Annotated in this window: 24 protein-coding genes and 1 other RNA gene; 10 read left to right on the plus strand and 15 right to left on the minus strand. The window is 57.2% G+C overall.

Translation table 11 applies throughout. The annotated features are described in order from the left end of the window. Positions 1–27 precede the first annotated feature (27 nt). Positions 28–1,977, plus strand: coding sequence for an ABC-F family ATP-binding cassette domain-containing protein (locus tag RBI05_RS01310; protein WP_310549849.1), 1,950 nt, complete (start codon positions 28–30; stop codon positions 1,975–1,977). 42 nt (positions 1,978–2,019) lie between these two features. Then, positions 2,020–3,198, plus strand: a complete 1,179-nt coding sequence (locus RBI05_RS01315; RefSeq protein WP_310550071.1) for a MalY/PatB family protein — start codon at positions 2,020–2,022, stop codon at positions 3,196–3,198. 87 nt (positions 3,199–3,285) lie between these two features. On the opposite strand, the gene RBI05_RS01320 is transcribed toward RBI05_RS01315, so the two are convergent. The 7 genes from RBI05_RS01320 to RBI05_RS01350 form a co-directional block, all read right to left on the minus strand. Further along, on the minus strand, positions 3,286–3,552 hold the full coding sequence (locus tag RBI05_RS01320) for a SunI/YnzG family protein (protein WP_310549850.1): 267 nt from the start codon (positions 3,550–3,552) through the stop codon (positions 3,286–3,288). A gap of 40 nt (positions 3,553–3,592) precedes the next feature. After that, the gene (locus RBI05_RS01325) at positions 3,593–4,513 is read right to left on the minus strand and encodes a hypothetical protein (RefSeq protein WP_310549851.1); all 921 of its coding nucleotides are present in this window, start codon (positions 4,511–4,513) and stop codon (positions 3,593–3,595) included. Then, positions 4,497–5,546: a M42 family metallopeptidase gene (locus RBI05_RS01330; protein WP_310549852.1), complete on the minus strand. Its 1,050-nt coding sequence runs from the start codon at positions 5,544–5,546 to the stop codon at positions 4,497–4,499. The genes RBI05_RS01325 and RBI05_RS01330 overlap by 17 nt, the downstream gene beginning before the upstream one ends. 69 nt (positions 5,547–5,615) lie before the next feature. Then, the gene (locus tag RBI05_RS01335) at positions 5,616–5,960 is read right to left on the minus strand and encodes a LapA family protein (RefSeq protein ID WP_310549853.1); all 345 of its coding nucleotides are present in this window, start codon (positions 5,958–5,960) and stop codon (positions 5,616–5,618) included. A gap of 125 nt (positions 5,961–6,085) precedes the next feature. Next, positions 6,086–7,876: an oligoendopeptidase F gene (pepF, locus tag RBI05_RS01340; protein ID WP_150459276.1), complete on the minus strand. Its 1,791-nt coding sequence runs from the start codon at positions 7,874–7,876 to the stop codon at positions 6,086–6,088. Positions 7,877–8,072: 196 nt separating this feature from the next. Next, complete coding sequence (locus tag RBI05_RS01345) at positions 8,073–8,249, minus strand: hypothetical protein (RefSeq protein WP_310549854.1); 177 nt, start codon at positions 8,247–8,249, stop codon at positions 8,073–8,075. Positions 8,250–8,252: 3 nt separating this feature from the next. Further along, positions 8,253–8,486, minus strand: a complete 234-nt coding sequence (locus tag RBI05_RS01350) for a hypothetical protein (protein ID WP_310549855.1) — start codon at positions 8,484–8,486, stop codon at positions 8,253–8,255. A gap of 171 nt (positions 8,487–8,657) precedes the next feature. Here RBI05_RS01350 and RBI05_RS01355 point away from each other — a divergent pair, with 171 nt between their 5' ends. Beyond that, positions 8,658–8,855, plus strand: a complete 198-nt coding sequence (locus RBI05_RS01355) for a cold shock domain-containing protein (RefSeq protein WP_150459248.1) — start codon at positions 8,658–8,660, stop codon at positions 8,853–8,855. 209 nt (positions 8,856–9,064) lie between these two features. Here the strand turns inward: RBI05_RS01355 and RBI05_RS01360 are convergent, their stop codons facing one another. After that, complete coding sequence (locus RBI05_RS01360; protein ID WP_310549856.1) at positions 9,065–9,712, minus strand: nitroreductase family protein; 648 nt, start codon at positions 9,710–9,712, stop codon at positions 9,065–9,067. A 58-nt stretch (positions 9,713–9,770) separates the two neighbouring features. After that, entirely contained in the window at positions 9,771–11,018 is a 1,248-nt protein-coding gene (locus RBI05_RS01365) for an MFS transporter (protein WP_310549857.1), read from the minus strand. Positions 11,019–11,192: 174 nt separating this feature from the next. Here RBI05_RS01365 and RBI05_RS01370 point away from each other — a divergent pair, with 174 nt between their 5' ends. Next, entirely contained in the window at positions 11,193–12,275 is a 1,083-nt protein-coding gene (locus RBI05_RS01370; protein ID WP_310549858.1) for a tetraprenyl-beta-curcumene synthase family protein, read from the plus strand. A gap of 98 nt (positions 12,276–12,373) precedes the next feature. After that, positions 12,374–13,345, plus strand: a complete 972-nt coding sequence (gene pfkA / locus RBI05_RS01375; protein WP_150459251.1) for a 6-phosphofructokinase — start codon at positions 12,374–12,376, stop codon at positions 13,343–13,345. A gap of 93 nt (positions 13,346–13,438) precedes the next feature. Here the strand turns inward: pfkA and RBI05_RS01380 are convergent, their stop codons facing one another. From RBI05_RS01380 to RBI05_RS01395, 4 genes are all read right to left on the minus strand, one after another. After that, the gene (locus tag RBI05_RS01380) at positions 13,439–14,803 is read right to left on the minus strand and encodes an MATE family efflux transporter (protein WP_310549859.1); all 1,365 of its coding nucleotides are present in this window, start codon (positions 14,801–14,803) and stop codon (positions 13,439–13,441) included. Positions 14,804–14,905: 102 nt separating this feature from the next. Beyond that, a complete protein-coding gene (locus tag RBI05_RS01385) occupies positions 14,906–16,207 on the minus strand; it encodes a putative glycoside hydrolase (RefSeq protein ID WP_310549860.1) in 1,302 nt (433 codons plus the stop codon). 228 nt (positions 16,208–16,435) lie between these two features. Continuing rightward, a complete protein-coding gene (locus tag RBI05_RS01390; protein ID WP_150459254.1) occupies positions 16,436–16,624 on the minus strand; it encodes a hypothetical protein in 189 nt (62 codons plus the stop codon). A gap of 189 nt (positions 16,625–16,813) precedes the next feature. Then, positions 16,814–17,635, minus strand: a complete 822-nt coding sequence (locus RBI05_RS01395) for a YitT family protein (protein WP_150459255.1) — start codon at positions 17,633–17,635, stop codon at positions 16,814–16,816. A gap of 314 nt (positions 17,636–17,949) precedes the next feature. Here RBI05_RS01395 and RBI05_RS01400 point away from each other — a divergent pair, with 314 nt between their 5' ends. Continuing rightward, on the plus strand, positions 17,950–19,572 hold the full coding sequence (locus tag RBI05_RS01400) for a DEAD/DEAH box helicase (RefSeq protein ID WP_150459256.1): 1,623 nt from the start codon (positions 17,950–17,952) through the stop codon (positions 19,570–19,572). 95 nt (positions 19,573–19,667) lie between these two features. Here RBI05_RS01400 and RBI05_RS01405 read toward each other — a convergent pair whose 3' ends face one another. Beyond that, positions 19,668–19,769, minus strand: a complete 102-nt coding sequence (locus RBI05_RS01405; RefSeq protein ID WP_150459257.1) for a dihydroorotate dehydrogenase — start codon at positions 19,767–19,769, stop codon at positions 19,668–19,670. A 174-nt stretch (positions 19,770–19,943) separates the two neighbouring features. On the opposite strand from RBI05_RS01405, the gene RBI05_RS01410 reads away from it, so the two are divergent. The 3 genes from RBI05_RS01410 to RBI05_RS01420 all read left to right on the plus strand — a co-directional run bounded on the left by RBI05_RS01410 (position 19,944) and on the right by RBI05_RS01420 (position 21,620). After that, on the plus strand, positions 19,944–20,777 hold the full coding sequence (locus tag RBI05_RS01410; protein ID WP_310549861.1) for a YesL family protein: 834 nt from the start codon (positions 19,944–19,946) through the stop codon (positions 20,775–20,777). Positions 20,778–20,882: 105 nt separating this feature from the next. Further along, positions 20,883–21,076: non-coding RNA, 6S RNA (gene ssrS / locus RBI05_RS01415), on the plus strand. A gap of 154 nt (positions 21,077–21,230) precedes the next feature. Continuing rightward, positions 21,231–21,620: a DUF1499 domain-containing protein gene (locus RBI05_RS01420; protein ID WP_150459259.1), complete on the plus strand. Its 390-nt coding sequence runs from the start codon at positions 21,231–21,233 to the stop codon at positions 21,618–21,620. 94 nt (positions 21,621–21,714) lie between these two features. On the opposite strand, the gene tpx is transcribed toward RBI05_RS01420, so the two are convergent. After that, positions 21,715–22,233, minus strand: a complete 519-nt coding sequence (tpx, locus tag RBI05_RS01425) for a thiol peroxidase (protein WP_150459260.1) — start codon at positions 22,231–22,233, stop codon at positions 21,715–21,717. A 119-nt stretch (positions 22,234–22,352) separates the two neighbouring features. Between tpx and RBI05_RS01430 the strand changes: the two genes are divergently transcribed. After that, positions 22,353–22,979 (plus strand): rhomboid family intramembrane serine protease, encoded by a 627-nt coding sequence (locus RBI05_RS01430; protein ID WP_310549862.1) that lies wholly within the window; start codon positions 22,353–22,355, stop codon positions 22,977–22,979. The last annotated feature ends 11 nt before the right edge of the window (positions 22,980–22,990 follow it).

The following is a 22,990-nucleotide window of genomic DNA, read 5'->3' on the forward strand; positions in this document are numbered from 1 at the left end:
GAAATCCAATTAGGCAGGCGGTAACCCATGAATATTTTGACGGTAGAGCATTTGACCAAAAGCTATGGAGAGAAGGTCCTCTTCCAGGACGCTTCCTTCGGGATGGACGAGCGGGATAAAGTAGGCGTCATCGGCGTCAACGGCACAGGCAAATCGACGCTGCTGCGAATTATCGCGGGCGTCGAGAAAGCGGACGAAGGCACGATTGCCATCGGGAACAGCGTCCGGGTCCAGGTAGTGACGCAGAATCCTGCGTACGACCCGGACGCGACGGTGCTGCAGCAGGTTCTCTCGGGCGATGACCCGGGTCTTGCGGCCATGCGCCGGTATACGGAGCTAGCCGACCGGCTGGCCGCCGATCCCGGCAATGCTGCGCTGGAGGCCAAGCTGGCGGCGGCCGGACATGAGGTCGATGCCGCCGGGGCCTGGAGCCTGGAGAGCGAAGCCAAGGCGGTGCTCGGCAAGCTGGGCATCACGGGATTCGACGCCCGCATGGGCACGCTCTCGGGCGGCCAGCGCAAGCGGGTCGCACTGGCGGCGGCGCTCATTACGCCGTCCGAGCTGCTCATTCTGGATGAGCCTACCAACCATATCGACACCGGCTCGGTCGCTTGGCTGGAGCAATACTTGCAGAAGCGCCGGGGCGCGCTCCTGATGGTAACGCATGACCGCTACTTCCTGGAGCGGGTCTGCGGCGTCATGCTGGAACTCGACCAGGGCCGGATGTTCCGCTATGAAGCGAACTACTCCCGCTTCTTGGAACTGAAGGCAGACCGGGAAGAACGGGAAGCCGCCGAGGAGCAGAAGCGGCGAAATCTGCTGCGCAGCGAGCTGGCCTGGGTCCGGCGGGGCGCCAAGGCGCGGACGACGAAGCAGAAGGCGCGGCTCGACCGGTTCGAGCAGCTCAAGGCGCAGACCGGCCAGTCGTCCGGACCGTCGCTGGAAATGTCGGCGGCCTCCACCCGGCTGGGACGCAAGATTCTGGAGCTGGACGGCCTGACCAAATCGGTCGGCGGGCGCACCCTGATTCGGGATTTGAGCTATATCGCCGTTCCGTTCGACCGTGTCGGCATTGTCGGACCCAACGGCAGCGGCAAGTCTACGCTGCTGAACCTGATTGCAGGAAGGCTTGCGCCCGACAGCGGCGTGGTGGAGCTTGGGCCGACGGTTAAGCTCGGTTACTTCATGCAGGAGCATCAGGATATGGATGAGAACCTGCGAGTCATTGAATACATCAAGGAAGAAGCGGAAGTCGTGCGCACGGCGGACGGCTCGGCCATCACGGCTGCCCAGATGCTGGAGCGTTTTCTGTTCCCTCCGGCGATGCAGTGGACGCCGATCTCCCGGCTCTCCGGCGGAGAGAAGCGGCGGCTGTATCTGCTGCGCGTGCTGATGGGCGCGCCGAATGTGCTGCTGCTGGATGAACCGACGAACGACCTCGACATCGGCACGCTGGCGATTCTGGAGGACTATCTCGACGGCTTCCCCGGCGTCGTCTTCACGGTCTCCCATGACCGGTTCTTCCTGGACCGGACCGTGGACAAGATTCTGGCTTTCGAAGAAGGCGGCATTCGGGTCCATGTCGGCGATTACAGCGAATATGAAGAATGGCTGGCCGAGAATGTACCGGCAAGCGGAGCGGCGGGACAGAGCCCGGCGCGGAGCGGAAATGCGGTAGCATCCACAGGCGGGAAGGCCGAATCGGCGCCTTCCTCTTCCCGGACTTCGCCTTCTGCGAAGGAGAAGGTCAAGTTCACCTTCAAGGAGCAGAAGGAATATGAAGTGATCGACCGTCTGGTCGAGCAGGCGGAGCAGAGAATTGCCGAAGTCGCCGCGGCGATGGAGGCGGCTTTTGCCGATTCGGCCCGCCTGCAGGAGCTGATGAAGGAGCAGGCAGAGGCGGAGGCGGAGCTGGAACGCCTGATGGAACGCTGGACGTATCTGAACGAGCTGGCAGAGAGAATTGCGGCGCAATAGCCGAAGGGCAGGCCGTATAATATGGAGCAGGGAGTGACGGCAGTGCGCTATGATTTTGACCGGGTTGTGAACCGGCTGGGTACCCACTCGTACAAATGGGATCAAATGGAGAAGCTGTATGGAAGCAAGGAAATTCTGCCGCTGTGGGTGGCCGACATGGATTTCGAGAGTCCTCCGGCTGTCAAGGAAGCGATTGTGCGGCGGGCGGAGCTAGGCATTTATGGCTACAGCTTCGGCGAAGAGGGCTACCTGGACGCCATCGTGGATTGGCAGAGCCGCCGTCATGGCTGGGACGTATCCAAGTCCTGGATTGCCCAGTCGCCGGGTATTGTCACGACGCTGAGTCTGGCGGTCGAACTCTTCAGCGAACCGGGAGCCGACGTCATTCTTCAGTCTCCCGTGTATTATCCGTTCTTCGATGTCATTCGGATGAACGGCCGCCGGGTGGCCGACAACCCGCTCGTGATCCGCAATGGCCGCTACGAAATGGACTACGGTCATCTGGAGAGCCTGATGCAGGGCGGCGCCAAGCTGCTGCTGCTGTGCAGCCCGCATAACCCGGGCGGCCGGGTGTGGGAACGGGAAGAACTGCTGCGGGTGGGCGAGCTCTGCCGCCTCTATGGCGTCACCGTCGTATCCGACGAGATTCATGCCGACCTTGCCTTGCCCGGACACACGCATATTCCGTTCGCCTCGCTGTCGCCGGAGATCGCCGATCTTACGCTGACCGCGCTTGCAGCGACCAAGACGTTCAATCTGCCAGGGCTTCAGTCTTCGTATGCGATTGCCTCGAATCCCGAGCTGCGCCGCACGTTCGAGACCCGAATCAAGACGCTCAGCATTCATATGTTCAATCATTTTGCCCAGGACGCGGTGGAAGCGGCTTACCGGGAAGGCGGGGAGTGGCTGGAGCAACTGCTGGCCTATATCTCCGCGAATCTGGATTTTGCCGCCGCTTACTTGGAGGAGCATCTGCCGCAGGTGAAGGTAATGAAGCCGGAGGCTTCTTATCTGCTCTGGACGGACTGCCGCGAGCTCGGGCTGGATATAGCGGGGCTCAAGCAGCTGATGTACCGCGAAGCCGGGGTCGCCTTCAACGAAGGTTCGATCTACGGCGCCTCGGGCGAAGGTTGGCTGCGGATCAACGTGGCCTGCCCGCGCTCCATCCTGGAGCAGGCGCTGGAACGCTTCTGCGCGGCGGCCGCCGCTTATGTGAAATAGACGGAGGGCAGAAAGGGCGTGTTCCTCCGTGCAACCCAAAGACCGGAAGCGCCGCAAGGCGAATCCGGTCTTTTCTTGACACCTTATTCAGCGCGTCGCAATCAGCGTCTCGATTTTCTTTCGGATCGAATTTCCGTTGGTCGTGAACAGCAGGTAGGTCCGCGTGTCGGTCCGGATTACAATCCGGTCCGTTGTGCCGTATGCGGCTCCGATTCGAATCGCGGCAGGGTCTTCGCCTCCGTACGTAGGATCTTCCGCTACCTCCCGAATCTCCGCAACCGGAATTTCAATCCGGGACAGCTGCCAGACCAGGATCAGCTTATCGCCTGCCCGTTCAACTTGAACTCCTAACATTAGGTACGCCTCCCTTAATAGAAATGGACGGTCCGCCGCTTCACTCCGCTTCCTTCACAATCGCCGGCTTCACGGCGATCATCTGCATCACCGGCCGCCCGTCACCCGTCAGCACCGCCTCATCGGCATTCATCTGGGAAGAGCCGTCGCCATCGAGGTAGATTCCTTCCCGTCCTTCGCCCGGGACCGCCTCCAGCACTGCCCGGCGAAAGGCTTCGCCGGTGCACAAAGTCGAAGAGACAATGAGCCGCAGCTCGCCGGCCGCATTGTACACCATCCCGGAACGCAGCCTGCGTTCTTCGGAGAAGGGCAAGCGCTGGGCGGCAGCGGCGGCCGTCCACCCGGCTTCATCGCCGAGGTTCATGCTGATGCCGCCTTGCGCCCAGTAATGCCCGCGGTCCAGTACGGCGATTTCGTCGCCGGAAGAGACGACCTGGACGGAGAAGAGGCGGGAGGCTCCATCCCATACCAGCGTTCCGCGGGCATACTTGGCATTGAACCAGCCGGAGCCGGGTCCGCGTTCATCGCCTCCCGCCGGGCGGTCGTTCATAATCGCTATGGACAGCAGCGCTTTCTCGTAGAAGAAGCCGCCGTTGATTCCGTAGGCCGCGGTCTCTTTCAGGGGGACGCCGGCTGCGCGAAGTTCAACATCCTCGGGCGCGACGCGCATCAGATGGAGCCGGACGCCTTCGTTGCTGACGTATTCCTCGTACCTGTAGGCGTGAGGCTGACCCTGAAAAAGCACTTTGCTGTCCGGCCGCTTCACCGACCAGATCAAGAGAGCCGCGCTCAACAGCAGCAGACCGCTGAACAGGGCGGCGGTCCGCCTGACGGCCGGCCGCCCGGTCGTCCGGGCTGCGCCTCCAGACCGGGGCGGCCGGCCTGGGCCCGGTTCCGGGCTGCCGCTCTCCCCGGGTGTCTGCCCGCTCTCCCGGGGGTTGGACTCACCGTGCGCCGGCATAGGCCGCCAGCAGGCGGGTGGTATTCAGGACGGCCTGCTTATGCGTCCGCTCCATGGAGTGGGAGGCGTGCACGCCGGGACCGATCAAGGCGGCGCGGATGTTGTGCCCGCCGTGGAGGGCGGCCGAGGCATCCGAGCCGTAGTGCGGATAAATATCCACGGCATGCGGGATGTCCAGTTCCCGCGCCAGTTCAATCAGCCGGCCGGTCATGGCATAGTCGTAAGGACCGGTGGAGTCCTTCGCACAGATGGAGACATCCGTCTCTTTGCACTCCAGATCATTTCCGATAACGCCCATATCGACTGCAATCAGCTCGCTGATGTCCTGCGGAATCCAGGCGGCTCCGTGGCCGACCTCCTCATAATTCGAGATCAGCAGCTTCAGATTGTAGAGCGGCTTCCAGCCTTCGCGCTTCATGCTCTCCAGCAGGCCGAGCAGAGCCGCCGTGCTGGCTTTGTCGTCGATATGCCGGGATTTGATGAACCCGCTCGGGGTGATGACCGGACGGGCATTGAAGGAGATGAAGTCGCCGTTCGCGATGCCGAGCTTCAGCACATCGTCTTTGCTGTGAACCAGCTCGTCGATCCGAATCTCCATATTCTCTTCGGTACGCTTGGCATCCTGCTCGTCACGGGGATAGGCGTGAGCGGAAGGACGGGTGGAGAGGATGGTACCCGTGTAGGCCGCGCCGCTGCGGGTATGGATCACACAGTATTCGTTCTCGATGCTGTTCATCGTGAAGCCGCCGACCAGGGTGAAGCGGAGCGTTCCGCCCGGCTTGATTGCTCTTACCATCGCGCCGAGGGTGTCGACATGCGCGCTGAGCCCGACCGTCCGCGAGCCGTCCAGACCGGCTACGCCCAGAATCAGGCCGCCTTTCTCGTTCCAGGACAGCTCCGCTCCGAGCGCCGCCGCCTCTTCTGCCACATAGCGCAGCACCTCATGGGTATAGCCGCTCGGGCTTGGCGTCTCGAGCAGCTTCATCAGTACGCGAAGAATATAGTCTTCATTGGGTTGAATCGTCCGTGTCATTTGCGGATACCTCCTATAAATCGTTCCGTATTCTTCAATAACAAGTTCCGGCCGCCCGAATTTCTTCCTCTACAGGGAGGAGGGGGGCATGTCCGGCACATCTCGGGATGCGGCCGGGGAGTGCTCCATCGACGGCACGGGAGCCGTCTCAAGCCCGGCAATCAGGGCCCGAGCTTCGTTAAGCTCGCCCGTCAGCGTCTTGATTCTCTTCTGAAGCTTGAACTGCCGCACAATGCCGAATGCGCCGACAATCAGCCCGCCGATCAGCGTGCAGCCGATAATGACGACGATCAGCGGCAGATCGACCTCGCTGAAGCCGAAATCGACCGGAACGGAACCTACGTTAAATACAGCGAAGATAGCGATAAGCAGCGCAAAAATCAAGCCCAGGATAATCGTCCATTGCGTCCTCATTCTTACAGCCTCCTTAAGCGTCCTGTTGTCATAATAAAATCCCTTGCCCGTCCGAGCAAGAAAATAGACCTTCGAGTCCGGTTTCCTGCTGCGCCAAGCAAGGGATGCCAAGTAGCGGCTTTCTCTTATTTCGTCAGTTCTTCCATCTGTTCGATGACGTTCTCGAAGACGCTCATCGCTTCGCGGATCGGCTGCGGCGAGGACATATCGACGCCCGCTTTTCTCAGAATATTGATGGAATAATCGCTGCCTCCGCTCTTGAGGAACCCGAGGTAGCGGTCTACCGCCGGCTGGCCTTCCTCCAGAATCTGTTTCGAGAAGCTGGTCGCCGCCGAGAAGCCCGTTGCATATTTATAGACATAGAAGCTGGTGTAGAAATGCGGAATCCGCGCCCATTCCATCTCGATGTCCTGGTCCACGACCATGTTGCCGCCGTAATATTTCTTGTTGAGGTCGTAGTAAATGGCCGACAGATCCTGCGGCGTCAGCGATTCATCGCTCTCGGCCCGCTCGTGGACGATTTTCTCGAACTCCGCGAACATGGTCTGGCGGAACACGGTCGTGCGGAACTGATCGGCGTAGTAGGTGAGCAGGTACATTTTCTCCTTCGGATCGGTCGATTTCTTCAGCAGGTAATCCATCAGCAGCGCTTCATTGGTCGTAGAGGCCACTTCGGCGAGGAAAATGGTGTACTGCGCGTCCCGGTATTTCAGCGCGTTGTCCGAATAATAGGAGTGAAGCGCATGGCCCATTTCATGAGCCAGCGTGAACATGCTGTTCAGGTTGTCGTTGTGGTTCAGCAGAACGTACGGATGGGTGCCGTAAGCGCCCCAGCTGTATGCGCCGGTCCGTTTGTTCTCATTCTCGTAGACGTCGATCCAGCCGTTGTCGAAGCCTTCCTGCAGCACCCGGGCATAATCCGCGCCGAGCGGCTTGAGGCCTTCCTTGATGATCTTCTTGGCTTCCGCGAACGGAATGTCCAGCTTATATTCATCCACCAGGGGAGCGAACAGATCATACATATGCAGTTCGTCCAGCCCCAGGAGCTTCTGGCGCAGCTTCATGTAACGGTGCATCAGAGGCAGGCTCTCGTGGACCGTATCGATCAGGTTGGTGTACACTTCCTTCGGGATATTGTCGCCGTAGAGGGACATCTCCAGCACGGAAGGATATTTGCGCACACGGGAATAGAAGACGTTCTTGTTAACGTTGGCGCCCAGCGTAGCGGCGATCGTATTCTTCTGCTTGGCGTACGTGTCATAGACGGCTTTAAAAGCGCTGCGCCGGACATCCCGGTTCGGGCTCTCCAGGAACTTGATGTAGCTGCCGTGCGTCAGCTCCACTTCCTTGCCGTTCTCGTCCTTGATCTTCGGGAACTTCAGGTCGGCATTGTTGAGCATGCCGAAGATGTTCTGGGGAGCCTGGGACAGTGTGCCGACCTGTGCCAGCAGAGCTTCCTCGGCCTGGGACAGCACATGCGCCTTCTCCCGTTTCATTTCGGTCAGCGTGAACGTATATTCGGAGAGGGCCGGATCGGCAATGAAGGCGTCCAGCGTCTCATCCGGCAGCGAGAGAATCTCCGGCGTCACATAGGAGAGAGCTTCTCCCGCGTCGATGCTGAGCTTCTTCGCTTTTTGCGTAAGCGCCTGGGACTTCGGGTTGGCCGTGTCTTCATCCTGGCGCATATGGGCGTATACATAAAGACGTTCCGTCAGCAAGGACAGCTTGTCGTCGAACTCGAAGCATTCCTTGAGCGCGGCGGCATCGGTCAGCTTGCCCCGGAACTTGGAGGCTTCCTTGATCAGCGATTTGGTCTCATCATAAGTGCGGTCCCATTCCTGCTGAGAGGCGAACATATCCTCAAGCTTCCAGCGGTTCTCGGCCGGAACTTCACTTCTCTTCAATAATTGTTCCATGGGAATCCTCCTCGTATCGTGGGATAATGGCGGCTCGGGCCGCAGCTGCCGCCCGGACGCGCCGGAGACGTTCGTAACCAGCAGGCCGAGCGCGAGCGCAGCCAGGCCGGTTCGGAAGGGGAAAGGCATAGCGTAACCTCCTGACGCTTGTCGTAGGTTCGCCTAGTGTTCCCCGCATCTCCGGTTGTATGAAAGATTATGAAGCGTTCAGTATGGCGATGACGACCAGCACAAAGGCTATGGCAATCATGACCACCGCGGCAAGGGCCAGCGGTCGCCGCAGCTTCGGCTCCAGGCGGTCGCGCATAAGAATCAGAACGCCGCCGAGGCACAGCACCGCGATGATATAGATGACCAGACTGTCATTGTTCATCCGTCACACCTGTTTGAATGCGGCGATAATGCGCTCGTATTCCTCTTCGTTATCCTTGAAGGATTCTCTCGTGAAGCGATTGTTCACCCATTGCATCATAGCCGGGCGGCTGATAAACGTATGCGTATCCTCGCCCCACTGGTCGGAAATTTCGCGGAGCACAATGTACCGTCCCTGCACTTCTACGGTCATCATGTTCCATTTGTCGGTTTTGTAAATTTCGTGTTTTTTGATCATGTTGGTCCCACCCTGGCGATAATTGGCTTTTGGGTTCATGATAACGCACCGGGGAAGGCAAATGCAAATTAAATCCGGTTAAATCGGATTTCATCCATTGCGAAGTCGCAAGGGATGGAGTATAATGCAAATATACGCCATATATGGCGGTATTTTTAGGAGGTTGTTCATTTGAAAGGTACAGTAAAATGGTTTAACGCAGAAAAAGGTTACGGCTTCATTCAAGTTGAAGGCGGCGAAGACGTATTCGTTCATTTCTCCGCAATCCAGGGCGACGGCTTCAAGACTCTGGAAGAAGGCCAATCGGTTGAATTTGACATCACTGAAGGCAACCGCGGACCACAGGCCGCTAACGTTAACAAGCTGTAAGAATTGATATTAAGAAAGTGCCGAGGGGACATCCCCCAGGCTCATATATATGCTTGAATGATAGGCTTGAACAAGCGTTATCCGACAAGACATAACTCAGGGCGCATTCCTTCCGGAATGCGTCTTTTTAATGATTGCAGGGTCCGGCAAAAGAAGAAGCCGTCTTCCGGTTCTGCGGGTGCTGAACCGGAAGACGGCTTGCGTATGTCTTATTCGATAATCGTCAGAATTTCATCCAATCCCTTCCGGGCAATCGCCTTCGGCTGGACCGACGGATGGCCCAGCGCCAGAACCATATTGACCTGCCGTTCTTCGGGGATGCCGAGATAGTCGCGGAGCTCGCGTTCGGCAAGAAGCACGGGGCCGGTCATCGGACAGGTTGCCAGCCCCTTGGCGTGGGCGGCAAGCATCAGATTCTGGACAGCCAGACTGCTGCTCTTGATTCCTTCCTCGGCCCAGATCTCCGGACTGCCGAATCCGAGCGGGTCGAAGATGCGCTCGCGGAACTTGGACGTATAAGGGGTCGCCAGACAAAGGAAAAGGGCAGGCGCCCCGCCGAACGCAGTGGCGTAGGGACCGAAGGATTTAAGCATCAGTTTGGCCTCTCTGGCGAGTCCGTTGCTCTCGGCCTCGGCTGCAATCCGGCGCAGAGCTTCCCAAGTGAAGGTCTCGATCTGCTTGATCCGCTCCCGGTCGAGCAGGGCAATGAATTCCCACGTCTGGGAGTTGGTGTCGCTTGGCGCGAAGCGGGCGCAGTCAATAAGATCGCGGATATCTTCCGGGGAGACCCGCTCTTCGGTGAAGTCGCGGATGCTGCGCCGGGTCAAGGCGAGTTGTTTGAATTCCTCAAAAAGCATGGAAGCGCCCCATTTCAATAAATTGATACCTGGTACTAATGCCTGGTGATGTCTGTTATTATACCGTAATTTCAACCTTCTGAGAAGAGTCGGATTCCGCAGGAGCCGCCGGAAGGGCGGAGAGCTGGACCGCCGGGCGGTCGGGAAGCAGATGCTTCAGCAGGAAGCCGAAGCTTGCAGTCAGCGCGAGCGCCGATGCGGTACGGAAAAATACGGTCCGGCCCGCCTGGTCATACAGAAGCCCGCCGAAAGCTCCGCTCAGCAGTCCGGAGGCGCTGGACCAGGCTACGGTGTAGAGAGCCATCCCTGTAGCCCGAAGCCGGTCCGGGATGAGACGGGTAATATAGCGGATGGCTGTTACATAGTAAAGGCCAAAGCTGACGCTGTGCAGCGCCTGAATCGCAACGATATGCATCGGCTGGCTGGCCGCAGACATTAAGAAGAAGCGGAGCGCGAACATCAGGCTGGCCAGCGCCAAGAGAGGCAGTTCCTTGAACCGCTCGCCGTACCGGCCTGCGAGGAACAGGATCGGTATTTCGCTCAGCGCGGAAGCGAGCAGGGACCATCCTACCAGTTCTTCGCCGGCTCCAAGGTCCCGCAGACTTACAGTCAGGAAGGCTTCATTCATCCGGTAGCTGATCGCCATGATGAACACACAGCCGAAGAACCAGAGCACCTCTCGGCTTAGGAAGACTTCCTTCCAGCCGCCGGACTCTTCCGAACGGTCCGATGTCTTCACCGGAGGGGACTTCTTCGTGTCTTCCAGCCGGAATGTAATCAGCAGAGCCAGTGCCGCTACGACGACGCAGGCCGCTACGCTGTATGAAGCTCCGATGCGGCGCAGCAGATACCCGGCAGTGAGGGCGAAGAAGGAGTACCCGATTGAACCGAATACCCGAATGACAATGAAATTTCGTCCAAGCCGCTCGGCTGTCTTGATGGCAAGGGTGTCTGCCAGGGGAAACACCGGATAATAGAAGAAATAGAAGAAGGACAGGATAAGCATGGCGGACGGAAAATCGCGCGCGCCCGCAAGCAGAACGCCGGTTGCGATCTGGCCTGCCAGCAGCGCATACAGGATTTTCTTGACGGTTCCGAACCGGTCGCTGAGCATGCTCCAGAACAGATTGGACAGCATGGAGATCAGTGGGCCGATAGCATAGAGCATGCCGAGCTGGGCGTTGCTGAAGCCGAGCTGGCTGTAGAACAGCGGGAAATAGGAGACGGCGAGGACGCTCGTTCCATAGATGGTGAACATGAAGGAACGGAGCCAGTTCTGCTCCGCTCCGCTTCGGTCTGAATTCATCGGTGCACACTCCAATAGCTGTTTGGTGTTCAGGTAACGCGTCTAAGTATACCATGACGGAGCCGTGATTTTTCATGAAGCCAAGAGTGAATTTTGTTGTTTGTGCAAACGGATGGATCATATTATAATAAGGTTTGATTTGGACAAGGAGACAACTATGTGGAGGCACCGTCATTGAGTGAAATTGAGCAAGGCCGGAGAGTCAGTCCGCGGGGCCCCATTGCCTTGATGAGCCGGGTCTATAAATATGTACTTCCCGAGGTCCGGCAATCGCTGGACGTATGGCGGCAGCGCGCGAAGGACATTCCGGACCCCGAGCTTCGAAGACAGGCGATTGCCAGCATTGACACCAAGCAGTTCCACTGTGAAGGCGGAGGTGTATATGCGGCGGGCAATCTGTCAATGCGGCATATATTGGTTCCATTGATCGTAGCCTATCAGACGATTAGCGATTACCTAGACAATCTGTGCGACCGGAGCACTTCTCTTGACCCGGATGATTTTCGCCTGCTGCATCAGTCGATGCTGGATGCCGTGACGCCGGACGCCGAGCTGCGCGATTACTATGCGCTTCGCAGCGAGAAGGATGACGGCGGCTACCTGCACAGTCTGGTCCGTACCTGCCAGAGCATGACCGCCCGGCTGCCGGGCTATGCCGCAGCGCAGGAAGAGATTCGGGAACTGTCGAGGCTATACGGCGATCTGCAGGTCTACAAGCATATTGATCCCTCTCTCAGGGAGAAGGCGCTGAAGACCTGGTGGGAGCAGGAGGGATTCCGGGCCCCGCATCTTTACTGGAATGAATTTGCCGCCGCTACGGGATCGACGCTGGGCATCTTCATGCTGTTCCTGGCTTCCTGCGATCCCGCCCTCACCCGCAAGGACGCTGCGGCCATGCGCGCAGGCTACTTCCCCCATGTATGCGGTCTGCATATCATGCTCGATTATTTGATCGACCAGGATGAAGACCGGGAGGGCGGCGATCTGAACTTTTGCAACTATTATGAGAGTGCGGATGCCATGCTCGGCCGGATTGCTTCTATAGTAGAGTGGGCGCGCAGCGATGTCCGGCAGATTCCCGATACCCCGCTGCACCGGATGGTGATTGAGGGACTGCTTGCGCTGTATTTGTCCGATCCCAAGGTGAGCGAGCAGAGCGAAGTGAAGAATGTGTCCCGCAAGCTGATGAAGGGCAGTCCGTTGACCCGGCTCTTCTTCTTTGCCAACAGCCGCTGGATACGCAAGCACCTGTATTAGGGTAATGATTGTGAAACCGGTTTATGCGCCTGATTTACTTCTGCCGCAGCACATGGGCAAGCATAAGCCTTGTTAAATTTTGAGGAGGAATTATCACTATGTCTCAAGTCAAAAAGATCGCAGTACTTACCAGCGGAGGCGACTCGCAGGGCATGAACGCCGCGGTTCGCGCCGTTGTGCGCAGCGCCATCTATTTCGGAATCGAAGTATTCGGCATTCAGCGCGGCTACCAGGGCCTTCTGAACCGCGACATCTTCCCGATGGATCTGCGCAGCGTAGGCGACATCATTCAGCGCGGCGGCACGATCCTGCAATCGGCCCGCTGCCTGGAGTTCGTGAAGCCGGAAGGGCAGCAGAAAGGCGCTGAAATTCTGCGCGAATTCGGCATCGACGGTCTGGTTGTAATCGGCGGGGACGGTTCCTACAAGGGAGCCCAGAAGCTGAGCCATCTCGGAATCAAGACCATGGGCCTTCCGGGCACAATCGACAATGACGTATCCTTCACGGATTACACGATCGGCTTCGATACGGCTGTCGGCGTTGTTGTGGATGCCGTCAACAAGCTCCGCGACACGATGTCTTCCCACGAGCGCTCCTCGATCGTAGAAGTTATGGGACGCCACTGCGGCGACATCGCTCTGCATGCCGGTCTTGCTTCGGGCGCAGAGACAATTCTTGTACCGGAAGTTCCTTACGATCTGAATGAAGTGGCCGACCGCATGCGAGACAACTTCTTGAAGGGCAAACGCCACAGTATTGTCATTGTAGCTGAAGGCGTTGGCAAAGGCGAAGACATCGCCCAGGCGCTGAAAGAGCGCCACTCCAGCCTGGATGCCCGCGTAACCGTTCTGGGTCACATCCAGCGCGGCGGCAGCCCGACTCCGTTTGACCGCAATCTGGCCAGCCGGCTCGGCGATTTTGCCGTACGCAAGCTGATTGAAGGAGAATCCGGCAAAGCCTGCGGCATTATCAAAGGCGAGCTGACGCTTACCGACATCGATCAGGTCGTCAACACGAAGAAAGATTTCGATATGGAAATGTACAATCTCGCTCTTCGGTTGTCCCAATAATCCGGAAGACAGCATACATGAAAGCCAGGCTGGAAGAATCCAGCCTGGCTTTCTGCTGTCGGGAGGACATATCGCCATACGTAAAGTTAGGGTTTATTCCGCTCCATGCCCGCTTGCGGAGAAGCGGCGTTCAACCCGGACGAGGCGTCCCAGCAGCAGAGCCGCTCCGATGGCCAGCCCGGCAATCAGTCCGATCCAGTAGCCGTAAGCGCCCAGATCGGTATGGACGGCGAGAATATAGCCAAGCGGCAGTCCCAGCACCCAATAGGCCACGAAGCAGATCACAAACGCCGGATTAACGTCCTTGTACCCGCGAAGCACGCCTTGGGTTGGCGTGGCGATGGCATCGGATATCTGGAAGAAGATGGCGTAAATCAGGAAATGCTGAATCAGCTCAATGACCTTGGGGTCCGTGGAGTACAGCCCGGCGACATGTTCGCCGGCGAGCAGCAGGACAAGCGCGGTAACCAGGGACATGGCCACTGCCGAAGAGATGCCGAGCCGGCTGTACTGGCGGGCGTCGCGCTGCCGGCCGGCGCCGTTCTCGAACCCGACCAGAATGGTCAGACTGAGGCAGATGCTAAGAGGAATCATATACAGCGTCGAGGCGAAGTTGATCGCCGCCTGATGCGCGGCAATCGTTATGGTGTCGAACCGGCTCATCAGCAGGGTGACCGCGGAGAATACCGCAGTCTCGAAGAAGATCGAGAATCCGATCGGAGTGCCGATCTTGAGCTGTTCCCGAAAAGCCCGCAGCGACGGAGCATGGAACTTCCGGAACAGTCCCAGTTCCGCAAACGTCTCGGCGCGCGTAACAAAGAGCAGCGCTACGCCGGCAATGATCCAGTATGTGATCGCCGAGGCGACCCCGGCTCCAGCGCCGCCCAGCTCGGGGAATCCGAATTTGCCGAAGATCAGCAGCACGTTCAGCCCCACGTTGATCGGCAGCGCAATCAGCGTAATGAACATGGAGATCCGTGTCTGGCCCAGGGCGTCAATACAGCTTCTCAGCACGGTGTAGCCGAAGAGCGGGATAATCCCGCAGCCGATGGCAATCAGGAAGCGGCGGGCGATCTTCTCCACTTCGGGTTCAAGATTCATGAAATTCAGTACGGGCGAGAGAAGCAGCGAGCCGGCCGCGATGACCAAGACCGATACAAGGAGGGACAGCCAGATGCCCTGCATCACTTTGGAGGCGACTTCATTTTTGCGGCCGCTGCCCAGGAGATGGGAGACAATGGGCGTGATGCCCATCAGGATGCCGCTGAGCCCGGTCTGAATCGGAACCCAGAGGCTTGTGCCGATGGCGACGCCGGCCAGATCGTCGGTGCCGTATCGGCCCGACATGTTCGTATCGAAGAAAGCGATAAGCGACAGCGCGATCTGGGTAATCAGGATCGGGAACAGAATGCGCAGGAACTGGCCCGTCTTTTGCTTGAGATTCTCGGTTGAATTCATGGGAGCAGCGACCTCTTCTTCATAAGATACGCCCGAAGACCCGGCAGGCGCCGGGTCTTCGGGCATGAATGGATGGATGAGTTCTGACATAGAGATGATTCTTTAATATTGCACGCCTGCGGTGTAACGGTTATTGGCGTTCCAGAGCAGGAATTCATCGACATTCTGCTCTTTCAGCGCCCGGATCTGATCCTGGACCTGCTGTTTGCCGTATTTGATATAGTGTCCGCTGCCGAGCCAGCTTGCTGTAAAGTCCTGAATCCAGGGACGAATCAGCGGCTTGTAGCTGCCCAGCGGGTCCAGCTTCTTGTGGGTGTCGACCATAGAGCCTTTGATGGTCGCGTACGGGTTCTTGTCCGGGTCCTTGACGTTGAACCAGCCGGTGGAATAATGGCTGGGATAGACCATGGGACTAATGACATCGACGTTTTTGGAGATCTTCACAAAGTCCTGACCGATGCCCTCGGCAGCCGGTACGGAAGCGGCGTAGCCGAAGATATCAACCGAGACGCGGGCGCCCAGCGGGGTCAGCTCTTTTTTGGCATACTGCACAAAATCGGAAACGACTTCCGTCCGGCTCTTGTCGGACTTCGTGTATTTCAGGGAGTCGGCCCGCTTCTCGAACCCTTCGGGGAACCGGACGTAGTCGAACTGGATCTCCTTGAAGCCCAGCTTCACCGCTTCCTTGGCAATTTCCACATTATACTTCCAGACCTTCTCATTATAAGGATTCACGAAGCTGTCCCCGCCGCCGTTCGACCACACGGAACCGTCGGACTTCACGAACGAGAGCTCCGGGTGCTTCTTGGCGAGCACGGTATCCTTGAAGACAACGATCCGGGCGATGGGATAGACGTTGTGCTTCTCGAGCCGGGCCATCAATTCGTTGATGTTGCCGATGAACTTCTGCGGGTTGCCCATCTGCTGCAGTTCGGGATTCTCTGTCTTATAGGTGATGTAACCGGCATCATCCTTGATGTCAATAACCATGGAATTGAGTTCGGTCTTATCGAGCAGGTCCAGCAGGGTAGTCATTCTCGAGCCGCCGGCGCTGTAGGCGGTAACGTAGATGCCTTTGACCTTGGGGGCATCCGGCTGCGGGTCGGTATGGACGGCGGCACCGTCGGCGCCGGGCGACGCTGCTGGCGCTGAAGCGTCCGGCAGCGGGGAACCCGACGGAGCCGGCGAACCCGGCAGGGCGCTTGCCGAAGGCGAAGCGGCCGGGGCCGACGCGGAGCCGGACGGAGCCGGGGAAGCGCCACTTGCTCTCGGGGTTCCCTGATCTGCCTGCAATGCAATTCCGCTGGCCGACTGCAGCACAGCGGCTACTTCTGTCTGGTGGTGCTCCTGGTGGACACCGACGCCTCCCAAGGCTAGCATGAGTATAGCCCACGTGATGTTCATTATTCTCTCTCCTTTTATGTACGCTAATGCTCATTATATAGGAACGGGTATACGCAAAAAGAACAGGTTTGTAATGTCATCCGCTCTCCAAGCGATAAGGGGGGCCGTCCCCTTTGTTAAATAAACGGGATGGGACCGGGATAAACGCCCTTCTACAAAGTAAATGCCGCCAGGTCCGTCAAAAAGCCCGGAGAAGGCGGCAATCCGTAAAGCTAGGTCCTTCGCAACTCATTGAAGATACGCAGAATCCTGATGCTCGCAAATGCTGTGCCGGATAATATCCATGGCATCGGCAGGGTCCAGTATGCCCAGTCCGTCCCGCAGAACGATAACGGAATTGAGCTCGGTCTGCTTCAGGAAGGGGAGCATATCCGGATACCATTTCATGACGATTGTCGAGAGTTTTACCGTTTCCATTTCCACAGAAATCACCCTTTCCTTTTTCAGCGAATGGTCTGAACAAGCATTCAGTCAACACCCGGAAAAACGGTCAGTGCCTGGAAAAGAGGGAAAGCCAACCTCATGAAACGTTGGTGCGGGTCTGCGCTCCTTCAATATACCATAATTTTAAAGTATGTGCATCCCTCGACAAGCGGACAGCGGGCCTTAGCGCTTGCGGAAAGACCCCATCACGCCGACGGTCTCGACAATGTTGACAAAAGCCTGGGGATCGCTGTCCTTGATAATCCGCTTCAGCTCCGCCAGCTCGTATCGGGTGGTCACCGTCATCAGCATGTCCCGTTCCACATGGGAATACGCGCCTTCGGTCTTAATCCGGGTTACGCCCCGCTGGAGACCAAGGAGATGCTTCAGCATCTCGTCGGTCCGGTTGGTAATGATGTAGACCGTGACTTTGATGTGGCTGACATGGATGAAATCGACGACGCGCCCGGTGACGTACATCGACAGCATGGAGGCCAGGGCGACATTCCAGTTGTCGTCAAAATAGCCTGCGGACAGAATGACGAGAGCATTCAGCGCCACAAGCACATTGCCAATCGGGAAATCCCGGTATCGGCTAATAATGGAACCCAGAATATCGAAGCCCCCTGACGATCCGCCGACCCGGAACGAGATGCCGCTTCCGATTCCGACCAGGACGCCGCCGAAGACGGCGGCCAGCAGCATGTCCGAGACGACGGCTTTGACGGGCACGACTTCAATCAGCCAGGTGGCAACCGCTACGGACAGGATGCTGTACAGAATAAAGCGCCGTCCGAGCTGGAACCAGCCCGCAATGAGCAGCGGAATGTTCAGGACCATGTACATTACGCTGATGTTGAGCGGTGTGAAATAGCCGATCAGCATGGACAGGCCGGACACGCCCCCGCTGAGCAGGCGATGCGGAATCAGGAAGAGATTGAAGCCGACGGCGATAAAGGCGCCGCCCAGAACGATGGTCAAACTGTGCCAAAATGAGCGTAACAAGTGGATTCTCCTTACCGGATGTAATTGTAAATCGTGAAAGAAAGGAATACACTGGTATTCCTCCAGGAGCTTGTGATATAATGTATAGGATATTCTTGAGTAGAGCGATACAATGAACGTTTTTGCATTGTTTCGGATGTAAAGCTACGATGTGTTCGGGCGGGGTAAACGCCCGATTAGATGGGCGGTCATCGCCCCTTGCACGAAACCATGCAGAGATTCAGGCAGGTTGGGACAGTCTAATGAATGTTTGCCGCTACTTAAGAATACAGACAAGCATGTGGAATGTCCACTGTAGAAGGAGCATGAATAATTTGAAAACATTCGCAGAATTCGACCTGGAGCCCAAGGTTCTCCAGGCCATCACGGAACTCGGATTTGAAGAAGCCACTCCGATTCAAGAGCAATCCCTTCCGATTGCGCTGTCAGGCAGCGACATGATCGGACAGGCACAGACGGGTACAGGCAAGACCGCCGCTTTCGGCATCCCGCTGATTACCAAAATTCCGCGCGAAGAAGAGAAGATCGTTGCGCTGATTATGACGCCGACACGCGAGCTGGCTATCCAGGTCGCCGAGGAAATCGGCAAGCTGAGCCGCTTCAAAGGTCTCCGTTCGCTGCCCATCTACGGCGGACAGGATATCGGCCGGCAGATCCGCGGACTGAAGAAGAAGCCGCAGATCATCATCGGTACGCCGGGACGTCTGCTCGACCACATCAACCGGAAGACAATTCGTCTCGACGACGTGAAGACGGTGGTACTGGATGAAGCGGACGAAATGCTGGACATGGGCTTCATGGAGGACATCCAGTCGATCCTGAAGCTGGTGCCGGAAGAGCGTCAGACGATGCTATTCTCCGCAACTATGCCTCCGAACATTCAGCGCCTGGCCCAACAATTCCTGAAGAACCCGCAGCATGTATCGGTGATTCCGAAGCAGGTCAGCGCGCCGCTGATCGACCAGGCTTACATCGAAGTGCCGGAACGCCAGAAATTCGAAGCCCTGAGCCGCCTGATCGATATGGAGTCTCCCGATCTTGCGATCGTATTCGGACGCACGAAGCGCCGGGTCGATGAGCTGTCGGAAGCGCTCCAGAAGCGCGGTTATTCGGCAGACGGTCTGCACGGCGACCTGTCCCAGAACCAGCGCGATGCCGTTATGCGCAAATTCCGCGACGGCAGCATCGACGTTCTGGTCGCTACGGACGTAGCGGCACGCGGTCTCGACGTGTCCGGCGTATCGCATGTCATCAACTTTGACCTGCCGCAGGATCCGGAGAGCTATGTTCACCGGATCGGCCGTACAGGCCGGGCGGGCAAGGAAGGCACGGCCTGGTCGTTCGTAACGCCGCGCGAGATCGATCACCTTCGTCTGATCGAACGCGTAACCCGTCACCGGATTACCCGTAAGCCGCTTCCGACCATGGCCGAGGCCATTGAAGGCAAGCAGCGCATTACGGCCGAGCGCCTGCTCGACATGGTCGAGAACGGCGAACTGAACGAGTACAAGGGAATTGCCATCCAGCTGCTGGAGCAGTACGATTCCGTACAACTGCTGTCCGCAGCCATGAAGCTGCTGACCGGCGAGAAGAAGGATTCGGATATCCAGCTGACGCCGGAAGAACCGATCCGCGTGAAACGCCGCGGCGGCAAAAACGATATCCGCAGCAGCGGCCGCAAGCCTAACGGCGGTTACGGCGGCTCGCGCGGCGGCTACTCCGGCAACCGCGAAGGCGGCAGCGGCGGTTACCGCGGCGGCAACCGTGAAGGCGGCAGCCGCAGCGGCTACGGCAGCAACTACGGCGGCGGAAGCAGCAGCGGCGGCTATAAGGGCAACCGCGACAACGCCGGCTCCCGCAGCGGAGACCGCAAGCCTTCGCGTCCGGCAGGCGAACGCCGCCCGGCTGCGAAGAGCGACGATTCCTACGATATTTAAGTTCGGCCGGGGGCGGATGTCCCCGACAACTTGCAGCAAAAGACGGAACGCGGATGCGTTCCGTCTTTCTTTTTGTCCCATTTAAGGCAGCGGTATTAGATGAAGAAAGTACGGCTGATAATCACAAGCAAAATGAACAGAACGAGAATGGTGCCGGTGGAAGTCCAGAGGCCGCCGTATCCTGCGGGTGCAGACATGAATATACCTCCTTCAAAGTCTGGGATGGGAAATGACAATGGTACTATATGGTCTTGAAGAATCGGCGGATTGGATGGCCGCCTACTTCCGGCAAGTTGGGCTATGGCGCTGTCCCCGGGAAATAAGGTATAGTTAGATTACGCGGTATGCGCAGACAGACAGGAGGAAGGAAAGTGGAGTTTAAAGGTGCAATGGGCGGTATTTACCGCATTACGGAATGGATTTCGAGAATTGCGTTCAGCAATATTCTGTGGGCGCTCTGTTCGGTTCCGTTTTTGTTCGTCGTTCTGCTGAAGTTTATTATGCTGGCCAGCGATACGGGGGGCGCCAACGAGCAGGTGCTGCTGAACTGGGGGCTTGGCATTACAGCACCGTTCACGCTGTTCCCGGCGACATCGGCGCTGTTCAACGTGGTCCGCAAGTGGGTCATGGGCAATACGGATGTCGGCACGTTCAGGACTTTCTTTAAGGGGTATAAGGAGAACTACGTCAAGAGTATGCTTGGCGGACTGATTTATACGGTTCTTTCGGTGGTGATGTATGTCGATGTCACCGTTTATATGAATCAAATGAAGGATTTTCAGATCGTGGGCATTCTGATGCTTGTTCTGATGATCATCCTGTTCGTCTCGATGTTCAATTTCTTCTCAATTGTGGTTCACTATGAAATGAAATTCAAAGAAGTGATCATCAATTCCCTGCTGATTACGATCGCCCGCCCGTTTCGGGTGTTCTCGTCGCTCGTATCGGCTGCGGTGCTGGCCTATATCGGAATGCACTACCCGGTATTGTTCGTTCTCTGCATCCCGACGCTGATTGCCATGGCGGCATTCTTCAATTTCTACGCGACCTATAATAAGCTTCAGGCGCAGGCGGAAGAGAAGAAGCGGAAGGAAGAGGAAGCGCGGGAGAAGGCGGAAGCCGAGGAACGCGAAGACAGTGAAGACGGTGAAGAAGAGAAGGACGAGGATTTCCTGGAGTCGTCAGAGGAGCCGAAGAGAAGCTAGAAGGCAGGGGCCGAGAATAGTCCGGACAATATTGGAACTGAATAAGGCTAAATAAAAGCGCATACATGGTTTACTTTTTCGCACAAACACACTATAATAACAATATAAATCCTGCGATGTTCGTTATCGGCTGTTCGTTGTTTTGAACCAATGACAATGTCTTGGGAGACCAATTACGGATCGTGGCTGAAAGGCCCTGTCTATATGACATGGGGACTTCAAAAGCGTATTCTGCGGTCACCCACCTGCTGGTGCAGGTTCAGAAGACACTTCAGCCGGACGGCATAGGCGGGTTTCCCAAGCAATGCATAAGGCGCCTTGTTCCCATATCGGGACAGGGCGCTTTTCCATAACGGGGATCTTGCCTTCGCGTTCACGCAAAGGCTTTTGTTCGGGGAGGAAGAATGTTACACTATAGAATAGGAATGAAGGATATACAGAGGGGGAAGAATTTTGTCGTTTAAACGAACATTGGTCGGCTTGTTTCGCAGCTACGACGGAACGAGCGACCGTGCCAAAGATCCGGCTCTCAAGACTCGTTATTACAGTCTCAGCAAGGACAAAGCCTGGGCAGAAGTTTCTTCGACGCTGAAGAAGGTTCCCGGGTTCAAGGTGCTTCACGAGGTCCCATCCGTCGGTGAGATTACGCTGGAGAAGAAGACGGCTTTTGGACGGACCCTGGACATTACAGTATCCGTGCTCGGAACAGGCCCCATGCGCAGCGCCGTTGACATGTATTCGGCTTCGCGCGGCTCACTGGGCGATCTCGGCGCCAATTACCGGGTGATTCAGCGCCTGTACGGCATACTCGATAAGAAGCTGTCCAAATACAAGACCGACTGATTATCGGCGGAACGCCCCTATTCAAGCGACAAGCGGAAGAAGGATTCCTTCTTCCGCTTGTTCTATGACCGGGGATGCCCAAAGGGGAATCCTTCTAGAGGAGCTTGCGAACAGCCTCGATGGCGGCCTCGAAATTCGGAGGTTCCGTCATTTCCGACAAGTATTCGACATAGGTGATTCTATCGTCCCGGTCCAGGACGAAGATCGAACGCATATCGAGAGCGAATTCCTTAATAAGTACGCCATAGGCCTCGCCGAAGGAACGGGTCTTGTAGTCCGAGAGGGTGACGACCCGGTCTACGCCGGCAGCTCCGCACCAGCGCGCCTGAGCGAAGGGGAGATCGGCGCTAACCGTCAGAATAACGACGTCTTGCCCGAGCTGTGCGGCTTCTTCATTGAAGCGCCGCGTCTGGGCGTCGCATACTCCGGTATCGAGCGAAGGGACCACGCTGATGAGCTTGATTTTGCCTGCATAATCCTTGAGGGTCGTTTCTTCGAGCAGGTTCAGGTTCACGGTGAAATCCGGCGCCTGATCTCCCGGCTGGAGCTTGGGACCGACCAGAGTGATCGGGTTGCCTTTAAAGGTTGCTTCGCCTGTCCGTTCTTGAGCCATGAGTATAATCCTCCTTCAAATTAATTCGTACCACATTGGATTGTTGTTGGCCTTCTAAATTATAATCATAAAGACAAGACCATGTCCAACCGGACCTATCGGAAGGAAGGATGGAAAGTATGCTGTTTATCCGTTATGAGAATTGGAAGAGCTATCTGCGGTACTATCCGGTTACGACGCTGATTGTAGCCGCGAACCTGGTCATGTTCATCATTTTGTCCCTGAACGGAGGGTCCACCGACCCTTATACGCTGCTTCATTATGGCGCCATGGTCGATATCGGCCCCGAGCGCACGGAGTGGTGGCGGCTGGTCACTTCGATCTTTCTTCACAATGGAATCTCACATCTGCTCTTCAACTGTTTTGCCATTCTTGTATTCGCTCCGCCGCTGGAGCGGCTGATGGGCTGGGCGCGCTATGCCGTTCTCTATATCCTTGGCGGCGTGGTCGGCAATCTGGTATCAATGGGAGTGTCCGGAGAAGCGGTCTATGCGGGAACGGTATCCGTCGGAGCCTCGGGAGCTATCTATGCGGTCTACGGCGCTTTCCTGTATATTGCGCTGCTGCAGCGCTTCAAGCTGGATGAAGGCTCCCGCAAAACGCTGTACAGCCTTCTGCTGCTCGGCGTGATCACGACTTTTGCCATGCCGAACATCAATTGGGCCGCGCATCTGGGCGGCTTGGTCGGCGGATTCTTCCTGTACGGTCTGATCGTCCGGATTGCGCCGTCAAGAACCATGCGTTAGCCGGAAGGAGA

Origin of the sequence: Paenibacillus glufosinatiresistens (genome assembly GCF_031470375.1) — a bacterium.
Classification (GTDB): Bacteria; Bacillota; Bacilli; order Paenibacillales; family Paenibacillaceae; genus Paenibacillus_AQ; species Paenibacillus_AQ glufosinatiresistens.